This is a genomic window from Streptosporangium longisporum (assembly GCF_039534895.1).
Lineage (GTDB): Bacteria > Actinomycetota > Actinomycetes > Streptosporangiales > Streptosporangiaceae > Streptosporangium > Streptosporangium longisporum.
In genome coordinates this window covers 876,525-889,219 of record NZ_BAAAWD010000006.1, presented here as the reverse complement: position 1 = coordinate 889,219, position 12,695 = coordinate 876,525, and the positions used below count along the sequence as shown (strand labels likewise).

Annotated in this window: 13 protein-coding genes; 3 read left to right on the top strand and 10 right to left on the bottom strand. The window is 72.0% G+C overall.

Annotated features, from left to right (window positions below; genetic code table 11):
- Nucleotides 1-3: 3 nt before the first annotated feature.
- Both ABD832_RS08060 and ABD832_RS08055 read left to right on the top strand, forming a co-directional pair.
- Nucleotides 4-2,622 (top strand): GcvT family protein, encoded by a 2,619-nt coding sequence (locus ABD832_RS08060; RefSeq protein ID WP_344890610.1) that lies wholly within the window; start codon nt 4-6, stop codon nt 2,620-2,622.
- Nucleotides 2,623-2,855: 233 nt separating this feature from the next.
- Nucleotides 2,856-3,905 carry a hypothetical protein gene (locus ABD832_RS08055; protein ID WP_344890607.1) on the top strand — a complete coding sequence of 350 codons (1,050 nt, stop codon included), beginning with the start codon at nt 2,856-2,858 and terminating at the stop codon, nt 3,903-3,905.
- 114 nt (nt 3,906-4,019) lie between these two features.
- Here the strand turns inward: ABD832_RS08055 and ABD832_RS08050 are convergent, their stop codons facing one another.
- From ABD832_RS08050 to ABD832_RS08040, 3 genes are all read right to left on the bottom strand, one after another.
- Nucleotides 4,020-4,688 (bottom strand): thymidylate synthase family protein, encoded by a 669-nt coding sequence (locus ABD832_RS08050; RefSeq protein ID WP_344890604.1) that lies wholly within the window; start codon nt 4,686-4,688, stop codon nt 4,020-4,022.
- Nucleotides 4,689-4,739: 51 nt separating this feature from the next.
- A complete protein-coding gene (locus tag ABD832_RS08045) occupies nt 4,740-5,444 on the bottom strand; it encodes a hypothetical protein (RefSeq protein ID WP_344890601.1) in 705 nt (234 codons plus the stop codon).
- A 333-nt stretch (nt 5,445-5,777) separates the two neighbouring features.
- Entirely contained in the window at nt 5,778-6,698 is a 921-nt protein-coding gene (locus ABD832_RS08040; protein ID WP_344890599.1) for an NADP-dependent oxidoreductase, read from the bottom strand.
- Between the two features lie 80 nt (nt 6,699-6,778).
- On the opposite strand from ABD832_RS08040, the gene ABD832_RS08035 reads away from it, so the two are divergent.
- Nucleotides 6,779-7,396 carry a TetR/AcrR family transcriptional regulator gene (locus tag ABD832_RS08035; protein ID WP_344890596.1) on the top strand — a complete coding sequence of 206 codons (618 nt, stop codon included), beginning with the start codon at nt 6,779-6,781 and terminating at the stop codon, nt 7,394-7,396.
- A 115-nt stretch (nt 7,397-7,511) separates the two neighbouring features.
- On the opposite strand, the gene ABD832_RS08030 is transcribed toward ABD832_RS08035, so the two are convergent.
- The 7 genes from ABD832_RS08030 to ABD832_RS08000 all read right to left on the bottom strand — a co-directional run bounded on the left by ABD832_RS08030 (nt 7,512) and on the right by ABD832_RS08000 (nt 12,657).
- On the bottom strand, nt 7,512-8,555 hold the full coding sequence (locus tag ABD832_RS08030; RefSeq protein WP_344890593.1) for an STAS domain-containing protein: 1,044 nt from the start codon (nt 8,553-8,555) through the stop codon (nt 7,512-7,514).
- A gap of 89 nt (nt 8,556-8,644) precedes the next feature.
- A complete protein-coding gene (locus ABD832_RS08025; protein ID WP_344890591.1) occupies nt 8,645-8,842 on the bottom strand; it encodes a hypothetical protein in 198 nt (65 codons plus the stop codon).
- A gap of 40 nt (nt 8,843-8,882) precedes the next feature.
- Nucleotides 8,883-9,491, bottom strand: coding sequence for a TetR/AcrR family transcriptional regulator (locus tag ABD832_RS08020; RefSeq protein WP_344890589.1), 609 nt, complete (start codon nt 9,489-9,491; stop codon nt 8,883-8,885).
- Between the two features lie 134 nt (nt 9,492-9,625).
- Nucleotides 9,626-9,910, bottom strand: a complete 285-nt coding sequence (locus ABD832_RS08015) for a YiaA/YiaB family inner membrane protein (protein ID WP_344890586.1) — start codon at nt 9,908-9,910, stop codon at nt 9,626-9,628.
- A 132-nt stretch (nt 9,911-10,042) separates the two neighbouring features.
- Nucleotides 10,043-11,302, bottom strand: coding sequence for an RNA polymerase sigma factor (locus ABD832_RS08010; protein WP_344890583.1), 1,260 nt, complete (start codon nt 11,300-11,302; stop codon nt 10,043-10,045).
- Between the two features lie 164 nt (nt 11,303-11,466).
- Nucleotides 11,467-11,841 carry a YciI family protein gene (locus ABD832_RS08005; RefSeq protein WP_344890580.1) on the bottom strand — a complete coding sequence of 125 codons (375 nt, stop codon included), beginning with the start codon at nt 11,839-11,841 and terminating at the stop codon, nt 11,467-11,469.
- A gap of 108 nt (nt 11,842-11,949) precedes the next feature.
- Nucleotides 11,950-12,657 carry a DUF998 domain-containing protein gene (locus ABD832_RS08000; RefSeq protein WP_344890578.1) on the bottom strand — a complete coding sequence of 236 codons (708 nt, stop codon included), beginning with the start codon at nt 12,655-12,657 and terminating at the stop codon, nt 11,950-11,952.
- Nucleotides 12,658-12,695 lie beyond the last annotated feature (38 nt).

The window sequence follows — 12,695 nt, the reverse complement described above, 5'->3', positions numbered from 1 at the left end:
ACCTTGAAACTTCCCAGCTCTGCGCGGGCGGTCGTGATCGGCGGCGGGGTGGCCGGGTGCAGCGTGGCCTACCACCTGGCACGGCTCGGCTGGACCGAGGTGCTGCTGGTGGAGCGGCACGAGCTCACCGAGGGGACGACCTGGCACTCGGCCGGTTTCGTGGGCCAGCTCCGCTCCACCGTCACCCAGACAAAGATGATCATGTATTCGGCGGGCCTGTACCCCGAGCTGGCCGAGCTGACCGGTCTGGACCCGGGCTGGCACGGGGTCGGCGGCCTGCGGCTGGCCACCACGCCCGAGCGGGTGCAGGAGTCGCTGCGCCTGGCCGGGGCCGCGGAGACCTATGGGCTCGACCTGGAGATGCTCTCCGGCGCCGAGGCGGGGCGAAGGCTCCCGCTGCTGAACGTCGAGGACGTGCGGGCCGCGCTCTGGCTGCCCGGGGACGGCTGGCTGGACCCGGCGCTGCTGGCCAGGGCGCTGGCGGCCGGGGCGCAGAAGCTGGGCGTGCGGATCCTCACCGGGACCCGGGTGACGGGGCTCGATGTGGTGGGCGGCGCGATCACCGGCGTACGGCTCGCGCGGGGCGGCGGTGACGGGGACGCCGGGGAGACCGAGGAGTGGTCGGTCCAGGCGGAGACCGTGGTCATCGCGGCGGGCGCGGCCAGTGGCCGGGTCGGGCGGCTGGCCGGGGTGGACGTCCCGGTCGTGCCGATCAAGCATCAGTATGTCGTCACCGAACCTTTCGAGGTCTCCTCCTTCATGCCCACGGTGCGGGATCCGGACAACATTGTTTATTTTCGGGAGGAGGACGGCGGGATTCTGGTCGGCGGATATATCCGTGACCCTGAGATCTGGGACGCCAGGGAGCCGTTGGAGGAGCCTAGAACCCTCTTTTCCCCGAATATGCCGAAATTTCAAGAATCGTGGGATTCGGCGGTGCGGCGCGTTCCCGGCCTGGCCCGTACCGAGATCGTCAAGGTCGTCCACGGCCCCGAGGCGTTCACCCCTGACGGCGAGTTCCTGCTCGGCGAGACCCCGGTCCGCGGGCTGTGGGCCGCGGCCGGGTTCTGCGTGCACGGCCTGGCCGCGGCGGGCGGCGTGGGCAAGGTGATGGCCGAGTGGATCGTGGACGGCTCGCCCGAGTACGACGTGTTCGCCATGGACCTGCGCCGTTTCTCCGGTCACGCCCGCTCGGCCTCCTGGGCCCGCGCCAGGGCCCTGGACGCGTACTCGACGTACTACGACATCGTCTACCCCGGCGAGGAGCGCACCGCGGCCCGGCCGCTCCGCCGCTCCCCGGCCTGGGTACGGCACGTGGAGCTCGGGGCGGCGTTCGGCGAGAAGTCCGGCTGGGAGCGGGTCAACTGGTTCGAGTCCAACGCGCGCCCGGCGGGCTCCGGCGCCCCGGCCCGGGAGGGTGTCCCCGCCCGGGACGGCGTCTCCACCTGGGAGGGCGGCGACGGCCGGGAGGATGGCGACGGGTCCGAGTACCGTCCCGAGGGATGGGCCGGGCGGGTCTGGTCACCGGCCGTCCGCCAGGAGTGCCTGGCCACCCGGGACGCCGCGGGGCTGTTCGACCAGAGCTCGTTCTCCAAGCTGGAGGTCGCGGGACCCGGGGCGCTGGAGGGGCTGCAGCGGGCGTGCGCCGGGCGGATCGACCGGCCCGTGGGCTCGGTCGTCTACACCCAGCTGCTGAACGCGCGGGGCGGCATCGAGGCCGACCTGACCGTGACCCGCCTGGCCGAGGACCGCTTCCGCCTGGTCACCGGCACCGCGTTCGGCGTCCACGACGCCGCCTGGCTCCGCGGCCAGGGCCTCGACGTCCGCGACGTGACCTCGGCCCACGCCTGCTACTGCCTCTGGGGCCCGCGCGCCCTCGACATCCTCGGCTCGGTCTGCCCCGACGACCTGACCTTCGGCTACCTGCGGGCCCGGGAGATCAGCGTGGGGAACGTCCCGGTGCTGGCCCAGCGGGTGACGTTCGTGGGCGAGTTCGGCTGGGAGCTGTACTGCCCCGCCGAGTACGGGCTGACGCTGTGGGACACGCTCATGGAGGCGGGGACGCCGTTCGGCATGCGCCCGGCCGGGTACCGCGCGATCGACTCGATGCGCCTGGAGAAGGGGTACCGCGTCTGGGGGCTGGACATCACCCCGGAGACCACGCCGTACGAGGCGGGCCTGGGCTTCGCGGTCGCCCGCGACAAGGACTTCCTCGGCCGCGCCGCCCTGGAGGGCGACCGTCGCGGCCCTTCGGACACCGGTGCCACCGACGTCCCCGGTGCCGCCGACACCGGCGACACCGCCGGCACTGCGAGCGCTTCCGGTGCCTTGGCGGGGGCCGCGCCCGCTCGGCGCCTGTTCTGCCTGGTCCTGGACGACCCGCGGCAGGTCTGCCTCGGCGGTGAGCCGGTCCGCTCCGGCGGCCTGCCCGTCTCGCGGGTCACCAGCGGCGGGTACGGCCACCGCGTCGGCCGCTCGATCGCCTACGCCTACCTGCCCGCGAGCACGGCACCCGGAGACAAGGTGGAGGTCGGCGTCACCGGTGTCTGGACGGGCGCCGCCGTCGTCGCGGAACCCCTCTACGACCCGTCCTCCGAGCGGATCCGCCACCTGCCCTCCTGACGCTCCCGGCTCCCCTCGACGCTCCCGGCCCCCTCGCCTCGCCGCCTCGCCTCCCGGGGAGGCGAGGCGTCACCGGTGCCCGATTTCCCGTACGCCCCCTCGGCACCGTGCGCATCGGCCATCCTGTGTCACGGAGACCGGCGTTCTCGATGCCCTCCGGGGTCGTTCGAAAGGGTGGTGACGGGGCACCGTGGGTGAACGGAGAAATACCCCCTAGGGGTATGAGGAGGGTGATGAACGGCGCGAGGAGAGTGGGCGCGTACGCGCTGGGGCTGGTCGTGGTGTTCGGCGGCGCCGTGGGGGCGGGCCGGGTGGCCGGGCCCGTCGCGAGCACGGCGGAGGCCGCCCGCGGCCCCGTCCAGGGCACGGACCGGGACGCGGGTCAGAACCAGGGGGCGGGCCAGGGGGCCGGGCCGCACACCGGTCACGGTGCCGCGCCGGACGCGGGGAACGCCGCATCGCCCGGCACCGCACAGCCGACGGCGAGGACGCCGGTCGTTCCCGGCGGGCTCCAGATCTCCCAGGACGGGTACAGCCTCCTGCCGGAGACGGACGAGGTGAAGGTCGGTGAGCGGACCGACTTCCGTTTCTCGGTGATCGGCCCCGACGGTCACCCGGTCGACGGGTTCAGAGTCCAGCACGACAAGAAGCTGCACTTCATCGTGGTCCGCCGCGACCTGACCGGATTCCAGCACCTGCACCCCGTCCAGAAGGGGGGCGGGATCTGGTCGGTCCCGCTGGAGCTTCCCTCCGCCGGGGAGTACCGGGCCTTCGCCGACTTCGCCCCCGAGGGCGGCCAGGCCATGACGCTCGGCATGGACCTGTCGGTCGCGGGCGACTACCGGCCGGAACCACCCGCCGTTCCCGCCGGGACCGCGAAGGTGGGCGACTACACCGTCACCCTCACCGGGGGCCTCGTCGCCGGGCGTACCAGCATGCTCACGCTCTCGATCGCCAAGGACGGCCGGCCCGTCACCGACCTGCAGCCCTACCTGGCCGCGTACGGCCATCTGGTCGCGCTCCGCGACGGGGACCTGGCCTACCTGCACGTGCACCCCGACGGCGCGCCCGGTGACGGACGCACCACGCCCGGTCCGGACATCACCTTCTACGCCGAGGTGCCCAGTTCCGGGACGTATCGCCTTTTTCTGGACTTCCAGCACGCCGGGACCGTGCGCACCGCCGTGTTCACCGCGGTCACCGCCCCGGACCCGGAGGCCGGCGGGGCCACCACCCCGGCCGAGGACTCCCACGGTTCCCACGAGCACGGTCACGGGTCGTGAGATCTCACGGGATCTGACGTTCCGCCGGATCGGCCCTCCGGCCCGGGTTACCGCATCGGGTCACCGCATCGGCCTCCGGCCCGGGTCACCGCCCGAGCCGGGGCGCCGTCCGGCTCAGGGCACCGGCCGGGGCAGCTGTGCCGGCCGGAGCCGGGCGCCGGTTCCCTTCGGCCCGGGCTTCCCCTTCGGGCCGGTCTTGCCCTTGGGTTCGGCCCGTTCCGCGGGCCGGAGGATCCTTCTCACCCGCTCCTCGTCCGCGGTGTAGATGTGCGGCACGTCGACGAAGATCCGCATCGGCCCGCAGCCCACGGTGAGGCCGTCCGCGACCTCGCTCTGGATCCCGCGGAGCGGCACGTAGTTGAGATAGCAGGTGAACGCATTCTGCGACCGGAAGGCCGCGGTCATGACCAGACGCCCGGCCCGGAGCCGGAAGGCCAGGCTGGTCAGGCAGGGCACCGCGTCCGGAGACTCACCGGGAGCGGTCAGCGAGATCCAGCCGCTCTTGGTGTACGGCTTGGAGCGCAGCACGTCGGAGATCCAGCCGAGCTGGTCGACGCCGAGGAACTGCCGCAGCCGTCCCCCGTAGCTGTACTTGAACGGCGGGACGATCGAGCGCTCACTGAACTTGCTGGCGTACAGCGGGATCTTCCCCGGGTCGCCGTGGCATCTCAGGATGGGATCGTCCCAGCTCAGAGCGTTGATCTCGAACAGCACGGCCGGGGCTTCGATGATCGGACCTCGGTCGTCCAGGGCGGGACCGCCGCTGTCCGTCACGTGTCGCATCAGCCAGATCCACGTCTCCCCACAAGACGCGAACCTGAGGAGGTCGGGCATTCATGTCTCCACGTTGGGGAAATGGTAGGGATTGTGTGGGAGCCGGCGTTGCCGGGAGACGTTGGCGCGCACGTAGTAGACGAAGTAGTGGATCAGCGCGAGCAACCCGATGATCACCAGCAGCAGGGCAGGGGTGGGCTCGGCCCCGATCAGCCCGAGCACGCCGACCGCGATGTAGGAGCCGTTGACCAGTGCCAGCATCATCACGTTGATCCCCGGCCACGCCAGCGGCGCGTACGTCTCCGGATAGCGGGGATCGACCGGCAGGTTCGGACTCCAGCCAAGGGCCGAGAAGTGGTCCTTGAGGGGGAGGACGTACAGCAGGCGGAAGTTGTTGAGCGCCCGTGCCGTCCTCATGTGCGCGTTGACCGCCTCGATCAGCCGCAGGAAGGGCAGCACGTTGAGCAGCCCGAACGCGGCGACCGTCGCGAACAGGTACCACGGGACGCTCTCCCAGGCGGCCAGCGCGTCCGGCCTGACCACCTTCGCGCTCGCCAGCGCGACCGCGGCGGCGAACGGGGCGGCGAGCAGGCTCATGGACAACCGGGTCATTTTGATCCGCTCGTCCTTGGCCGCCAGGTAGACCTGGTAGGTGCCGGTGAAGTCGACGGCCAGCAGGCTGACGAACTCCCTGGGCTCCACGGGCGGTGCGGGTGGAACCTCGGGCGGTGCTTCCGCGGTCGCCCGCGGCGGTGTCTTCCGCATCGGGACCCCCACTTTCGACGAAGAGTGGATTTTCCCGTAAGAAGATATTGACTCAGTTGTAAGGCCAATGAGGGCGTTTTAACGACATACGTATTAAGGCTTCCGTGGACGCCTTTCGGGCGGTTCCCTGGCGGCTTTTCGGGCCACTGGGGCCCGCGGAGCCGGTGTCGTCGGGCTCGCCCGACCCGAGCCCGAGCCGGTCCCGAGCCCATCCCGAGCCGAGGTCGTGAGTCCCGACCCCGCTCCGGCGTGCCGGACCCGCTGCCGCCCTCGCCGGGGAGGGCGAGACTGAAGCCGGGAGCCGGCTCCGGCCTCGTCGGCGCGCTGCCCCTTTCAGAGGGTGACCACGATCTTTCCGTGGACGTGGCGTCCTGCCTGCAGTCGCACGGCATCCCGGATCCGCTCCACGGGGAAGGATGCGGCGATCGGTACGGTGATCTCGCCGGTGACGATGGCGTCGGTGACCCGCTTCAGGTCCTCGGGCCGCGCGTCCGCACCGCCGGTCGGACGCACCCCCCCGGGCGGATGGGGACCGGCGGCGATCGTGGAGATCCTCCCCGGCGGGACGCCGAGCGCGAGCGCCGCCTCGGCCGTCTCCGTACCGAACAGGTCGGCCGCCGCGCTCACGCCCTCGGGGGCCATCGCGCGCACGCGATCCTCCAGGCCGGGGCCGTAGGCGACGGGATCGGCGCCGAAGCGCCGCAGGAAGTCGAAGGTGCCCTCGGAGGCTGTTCCGATCACCCGGGCACCGGCGAGCCGGGCGAGCTGGACGGCGACCACGCCGACACCGCCGGCGGCGCCTCCGATCAGGACGGTGTCACCGGCCCGCACGTCGACCGCCGCGAGCGCCGCCGAGGCGGTGAGTCCCGCCACCGAGAGCGTGCAGGCGACCTCGTCGCCGATCTCCGCCGGAGTGTGCGCGAGCGTGTCCGCCGAGGGATCGACCACCGCGAAGTCGGCGGCGGCCCGGCCCACCGCGCCTCCGTGGACACGGTCGCCCACGGCGAAGCCGGAGACGCCCTCGCCGACCTCGTCCACGACGCCGGCGAAGTCGGTGCCGAAGCCGGACGGCAGGCCGAGGCCGAACCGTTCCGCCATCTCCGGCATCGAGGTGAAGATCCAGTCCATGGGGTTGAGGCCGACGGCGCTCACGCGGACGCGGACCTCACCCGGTCCCGCATGGGGCTCCGGGACCTCTCGCAGCTCCAGGACCTCGGGTCCTCCGAACGTCTCGTACACGACGGCTCGGCTCATGACGTACCTCCACGACCAGTGATGGGACTTTGTCCTGTCACTGTACACGGTGATGAGACCGAGTCTCATAAACTGTGCTCATGGCCCGCTGGGAACCCAACGCATCGCAACGGCTCACCGACGCCGCCCTCGAACTGTTCGCGGAGCGCGGTTACGACACCACGACCGTGCTCGACATCGCGCAACGCGCCGGACTCGCGAAGAGCACCTTCTTTCGCCACTTCCAGGACAAACGGGAGGTGCTCTTCGGTGAGAACGCGCTGAACGATCGGCTCGTCACCGCGATCGAGACGGCGCCCGCCGGGGCCGCCCCGCTCGAAGCGGTGGCGTGCGGCCTCGACGCGCTCGGACGGGACGTCTTCACACCGCCCTATCGCGCGTTCACCGTCCGCAGGCGAGCGGTCATCGAGGCCCACCCCGACCTCCAGGAGCGCGAAGCCCTGAAGGGTGTGAGCCTCACCGCTTCGATGGCGCGGGCCGTCGCGCGCCGCGGGGTGCCCGACCTCGCCGCCCGGGTGGCCGCGGAACTGGGGATGCTCGCCTTCAGGATCACCTACGAGCGGTGGAGCGACCTGAGCAACACCGACGCGTTCGGTGACATCGCCCGGCAGGCCCTCGGTGAGGTGCAGGCCGCCGTCCCGTCCGTCTACGGGACGCCGCCCCTTCGGCCGGCTCACCGCCGGGCGGACCGCCGATGAGCCCGGCCGGTTCAGGGCCGTCGTCACCCGCTACGACGGGCGCGGGTACGTCTTCCCCGAAACGGTCACCGGCACGGTCACCGGCACCGGCACCGCTCTCCTCGTCCGGCCCCGCTCATGATCGAGGGGACGAGACCCGGTCCTCCCCGGCCGCGCTCGTCCCGGCCTCGCGCAGCGCCTCCTCCACGGAGTCGGCCATCGTGAAATAGGCCAGCAGACCGGTGGTCGCCAGCATGTGACGCAACGTCCGGCTCGCCCCGGCCACCACGAGGCGCGTCCCGGTCTCCTGGCTCCGGCGCAGGTTCCACAGCAGCTCCGCGAGCCCGGTGGAGTCGCAGAAGGTGATCCCCGTCAGGTCCAGGACGAGGCAGGGGGGCGCGGCCGGGGTCGTCGTCCCGCCCGCGGTGCCGGGGGACGTCTCCGGAGGCGCGTCCGGGGAGTCCGGTGAAGGGGGCGCCGGAGGGGCGGGCGGGGGCGGGGCCTCCGGGGAATCGGGAGGAAGGGGCGGCGGGGTCCCGGGGAAGGGAGGCGGCGGGCTCCCCGGGGAGACGGGTGGCGGGCCTCCGGGGGACAGGGGCGGCGTGTCGCCGGGGGAGACGGGCGGCGGACTCCCGGGAAAGACCGGTGACGGGCCTCCGGGGAAGAACGGCGACGGGACGCCCGGTTCCAGCGGTGACGGGCGCTCCGAGGAGAAGTGCCGCTCCCCGGAGAACGGGTGCTCGGGGAAGAGCGAGGTCCCCGGGGCGAACCGGTGCTCGGGGGAGGGGGAGAAGGGGCGCTCCGGAGCGAGGGGACCGTCCGTGGAGGAGATCCCCGTGAAGGAGGGCTCCGAGAGGGAGGACCCTGTGAAGGAAGGCTCCGCAAGGGAGGGCCCCGCAAGGGAGGGCCCCGCAAGGGAGGGCTCCGTGAGGGAGGGCTCCACGAGGGAGGGCTCCGTGAGGAGGGGGGAGGCTCCGGGGAGGACCGCCGGGGTCTCGGGTGCGGGCGGGGGAGGAGCCCCGGGCGACGGCAGGCCGACGCCCATGTCCCACACCCGGGTGAGCTCCCTGCGGAAGACGCGCGCGTAGTCGTAGTCGAGCTCACCGCTCGCCCGGACGACGATGGCGCCGCCGAGGGTGTCGGCCGATATGGAGAGGGGCTTCGCATCTTCGGGTGGCATGGAAAGGCTCCTTAGACCCGCGGTTCACAGGGCGGGCGTTTCCCCCGTCTTACCAGGTATGCGGATCCCGGTTCCCCGGCACCTGCCGTTCATCCCCCGTCGCGGCGGGCGTTCTTCTTGGCGATCCCCTGGAGGACCGCGGTGACGTGCGGAGAGCAGACGGGGTCACGGGAGTGCCTGCCCGAGAACCAGCGCGTCTCGATCACGTAGTCGGCCCGGTGACCGCAGAGGCACACGCCGGAGGTTTCGGAATCGAGTGGGACGACGGCCGTACGGTGAGTCACCATGAGTTAACTTTAGATGCCTTTGGTGTTTTTGTGATATTTATCATTGTTGCGAACGTACACCGGAGTCCCTCGGGCTCCTTCGGGCCCGCGTCGCCGGTGGATCCTCCGTGTCCGCGCCGAGTGCCGCCAGCGCGGCGGCCACCGCCGGAGGGCCGAGCCGTTCGGCCGGGACGTCGGCGAACTCAACGGTACAGTCCGAGAGGCCGCCGATGGCCACGATCGCGCGGGCACGGGCGTCCAGATCGGGCTCGGGGTCCGGTGCGAGGAGCAGGGCGACGAGCCGCCGCCGCCAGACCGTCACCCGCCGTCCCAGGTCGAGGTGGGCCAAGACGGCCAGCTCACGTACCGCCATCACGGTGACCTCGCGGTGCCGGAAGGTGATGTCGAAGTAGGTCTGCAGGAGATCGCGCCGGTCGCGCGGGGCGCCCGCCTCGGCCTCGTCCAGGAAGGCGTCGATGTCGTCGATCAGCGGCTGGACGATGCTCCGGAGCAGTTCCTCCCGCGAGGTGAAGTGGTAGTAGAGCGCGGGTTTGGTGATCCCCAGCCGGTCGGCGATGTCGCGCAGGCTCGTCCGCTGCACGCCCTTCTCCGCGAAGAGCTCCCTCGCGGCCGCCTGGATGCGCGCCTTGGTGTCCGACGGCCTGGCCACCCGACACCTCCCTGTCTCACACCCGGACCTTCCCGTACGCGGGACGCGGGTGATCGGACCAGGGTAGCGCCGGGCGGGAACCGCTTACCTGCCGATCGGTAAGCGGATGCGCCTCCGGCCGATGTACCCCGGGGTCAGTCGTTCTTGAAGGGGTCGTGCTCGGCCAGCAGCTTGTCCAGCCTGGCCTGGTCGACCCGGCTGACGACCGCGGCCTCCTCGTTGCGGTCGCGCACGCACTTGGCCAGCGTGAAGGTCGACGTCACCACGTACAGCAGCCCGACGGCCATGAAGGACCGCACCCAGACGGTCACGGGCAGGTACGTGATGCCGATCGCCAGGGCCGTCACCGACAGCCCGAAGGAGATGACGGCCTGGGCGTAGAAGGCCGTCGTCGTCGTGTTCTTCACCGGTCGTGTCATGCCACCATCGTCGGCACGATCGGTGTGCGGCACATGGGCGCGGTTACTTAGTTACTCATGAGTACGATCTGCGTGCCCCGCGGTCCTTTCCCGGCGTCCCGGATCCCGTACCCGGACCCTGAACCCCGGACGTCAGCCCTCCGGATCCTTCGCGCGGGCCAGGAAGAGGACGCGCTCGTGGTCGTTGCGGGTGAGCCCGGCGGCCCGCTCGAACTCCGCGCGCGCCTCGTCGAGGCGGCCCAGCCTGGCGAGCAGATCCCCCCGTACGGCCGGCAGCTGGGGGTAACCGGCGAGCGAGCGCTCCGCCGTCAGCCTCTCCACGATCTCCAGCCCCCGCGCAGGGCCGTACGCCATCCCCACCGCGACCGCGCGGTTCAGCTCGGCCACGGGCGAGGGGGAGACGTGGACCAGCAGCCGGTAGAGGGCGGCCATCCGTTCCCAGTCGGTGTCGCCGGCGGACGACGCGCGGGCGTGGCAGGCGGCGATCGCGGCCTGCAGGCCGTACGGCCCCAGCGTGCCGAGCGCCTCGGCGCGTTCGAGCGACTCCAGCCCGCGGCGTACCAGCAGCCGGTCCCAGAGCCCGCGGTCCTGGTCGAGGAGGAGGACGGGCCCGCCGTCCGCCCCGGTCCTGGCCCGCAGCCGGGATGCCTGGATCTCCATCAGCGCGACCAGGCCGTGCACCTCGGCCTGGTCCGGCATCAGGCCCGCCAGGATCCGTCCCAGGCGCAGCGCCTCCTCGCAGAGCGAGGGACGCGTCCAGTCGTGACCGGCGGTCGCCGAGTACCCCTCGTTGAAGACGAGGTAGACGACCTCCAGGACCGAGGAGAGCCTGCCGCCCAGCTCGTCCGGAGCGGGCATCTCGATCCGCACCCGCCTGTCGGCCAGCGTGCGCTTGGCCCGGGAGATCCGCTGCCCGACGGTCGGCTCCGGCACCAGGAAGGCGCGGGCGATCTCCCCGGTGGTCAGGCCGCCCAGCAGCCGCAGGGTGAGCGCCAGGCGTCCCTCGGCGGGCAGTACCGGATGGCAGGCGGTGAACAGCAGACGCAGCACGTCGTCGCCGATGGGGTCGTCGAGCGCGTCCTCGACCTCCTCCTCGGCCGCCCACCGGCGCAGCTCCAGGTCCCGGCCGACCTCCTCGAGCTTGCGCTCGTAGGTGTTCCTGCGGCGCAGCAGGTCGATGGCCCGGTGCTTGGCGGTGAGCATCAGCCAGGCGCCGGGGTTGTCCGGCACGCCGTTCAGCGGCCACTGCTCCAGCGCGATGACCAGGGCGTCCTGTGCCAGCTCCTCGGCCAGCCCGATGTCGTTCACGATCCTGGCCAGGCCGCCGATCACCCTGGCGGACTCGATCCGCCAGACCGCCTCGACCCTCCGGTGAGCATCGTCGACCCCCATGACGACCGATCCAATCACCCCGTCCCCCGCACGTGACAGCGCTCCCGCCGCCACGCGATCGCGAGGTACGGCCGGGGGCGCCGCCACGGCGCGCCGCCGGTCAGGACGGCGGCACGGCCGGAAGGGACGAGGTCAAGAAGGGACGGGGTTGGAAAGGGCCGGGGTCAGGACGGGGCGGCGAAGTCCTCGGGACCGAAGACGCGCAGCACCTCGGCCTCACCCTCCCAGCCCTCCCAGTGGTCGCGGTGCAGCTTCAGGAAACGGGAGGTCCACTCGATCGTCTCCTCCTTCGACCGGGTCTGGTAGAGGGCGTAGCTGATCATCTCCTTGGCCTCGGCGAACGGGCCGTCCGTGACGGTCAGCTTCCCCCCGGCCAGCTCGACCCGGGCTCCCTCGGCGCGCGGGGCCAGCCCGCCGTTGTCCAGCAGGGCGCCGGCCCGGGTGGCCTCCTCGCCGAGCATGGTGATGGCCTCCATCAGCTCGTCGGGCGGCGGGGTCGTGGGCTGGTTGAGGACCTTCAGGGTGACCAGGTAGCGCATCGGACGTCTCCTTCTGCAGTGTTTCTCGGTGGTGCCGGGCGACGGTGGTGTCGGACGACGGTGGTGCCGGGCGACGGACGGGGTGTTCTCCGGCGTACGGGACGCCGGTCAGGCGTGTCCGGGCGAGACGCGCCCGCGAAGGTGGATCGACAGGGCCGCGAGCCAGGCCCACAGGCCCACGAGCCCGGTGATGAAGGCCATGATGGACCAGGTGGCCCCGCGGCCCGCCGCGATGCCGAGGAAGGTCACCAGGAAGACCACGCCGGTGATCCGCGAGTACAGGGCCCATCCCCCGCGACCCTCGGCGGCGAACCTGCTCCCCGCGATCAGGCAGGCCACGGTCACGCACACGAAGCCCACGGCGGCGACGACGAAGTGGAGCGTCCCGTGCCAGCTCATCGGACCCGGCCCCTCCGGCGTGCCCGCGGGGAACCCCAGTCCCGGATCCGCCGGGAAGATCCCCGCGCCGATCAGGCTCATCCCGTACGCGGCGACGAGCCGGGGCAGCCAGGTCGCGCCGGTCCCGCCGGTGAGGGCCCGGCGCAGGCCGGCCGCGCAGGCGACGGTCGCCAGCCCGGTCACGACGAGGTTGGCGATCTGGATCCATCCGAGGTCGCCGTTGGCGAGCATGCTCCAGGCGTGGCGGGTGAGGTCGAAACCCTCCCGGGTCAGCGCCTGGGCGACCGAGACCACGACGTACACCGGCCCGGCGATGACGCCGAAGGCCAGGAGCGGCCTCGTGACGCCCGCCGCGGGGCCGCCGATCCTCCGGCCCGTGGACCTCCTGTCACCGGTACCCGTCGTCTGCTGGGTCATGGCCTGTCTCCTCACCTCTCCGGGGCCGGTCCGCTGCT

What these genes read in the sequence shown, in the direction of transcription:
- ABD832_RS08055 (WP_344890607.1), top strand. Translation starts at nt 2,856, where the DNA reads ATGAACGGCGCGAGGAGAGTGGGCGCGTACGCGCTGGGGCTGGTCGTG.
- ABD832_RS08050 (WP_344890604.1), bottom strand. Translation starts at nt 4,688, where the DNA reads ATGCGACACGTGACGGACAGCGGCGGTCCCGCCCTGGACGACCGAGGT.
- ABD832_RS08045 (WP_344890601.1), bottom strand. Translation starts at nt 5,444, where the DNA reads ATGCGGAAGACACCGCCGCGGGCGACCGCGGAAGCACCGCCCGAGGTT.
- ABD832_RS08040 (WP_344890599.1), bottom strand. Translation starts at nt 6,698, where the DNA reads ATGAGCCGAGCCGTCGTGTACGAGACGTTCGGAGGACCCGAGGTCCTG.
- ABD832_RS08035 (WP_344890596.1), top strand. Translation starts at nt 6,779, where the DNA reads ATGGCCCGCTGGGAACCCAACGCATCGCAACGGCTCACCGACGCCGCC.
- ABD832_RS08030 (WP_344890593.1), bottom strand. Translation starts at nt 8,555, where the DNA reads ATGCCACCCGAAGATGCGAAGCCCCTCTCCATATCGGCCGACACCCTC.
- ABD832_RS08025 (WP_344890591.1), bottom strand. Translation starts at nt 8,842, where the DNA reads ATGGTGACTCACCGTACGGCCGTCGTCCCACTCGATTCCGAAACCTCC.
- ABD832_RS08015 (WP_344890586.1), bottom strand. Translation starts at nt 9,910, where the DNA reads ATGACACGACCGGTGAAGAACACGACGACGACGGCCTTCTACGCCCAG.
- ABD832_RS08010 (WP_344890583.1), bottom strand. Translation starts at nt 11,302, where the DNA reads ATGGGGGTCGACGATGCTCACCGGAGGGTCGAGGCGGTCTGGCGGATC.
- ABD832_RS08005 (WP_344890580.1), bottom strand. Translation starts at nt 11,841, where the DNA reads ATGCGCTACCTGGTCACCCTGAAGGTCCTCAACCAGCCCACGACCCCG.
- ABD832_RS08000 (WP_344890578.1), bottom strand. Translation starts at nt 12,657, where the DNA reads ATGACCCAGCAGACGACGGGTACCGGTGACAGGAGGTCCACGGGCCGG.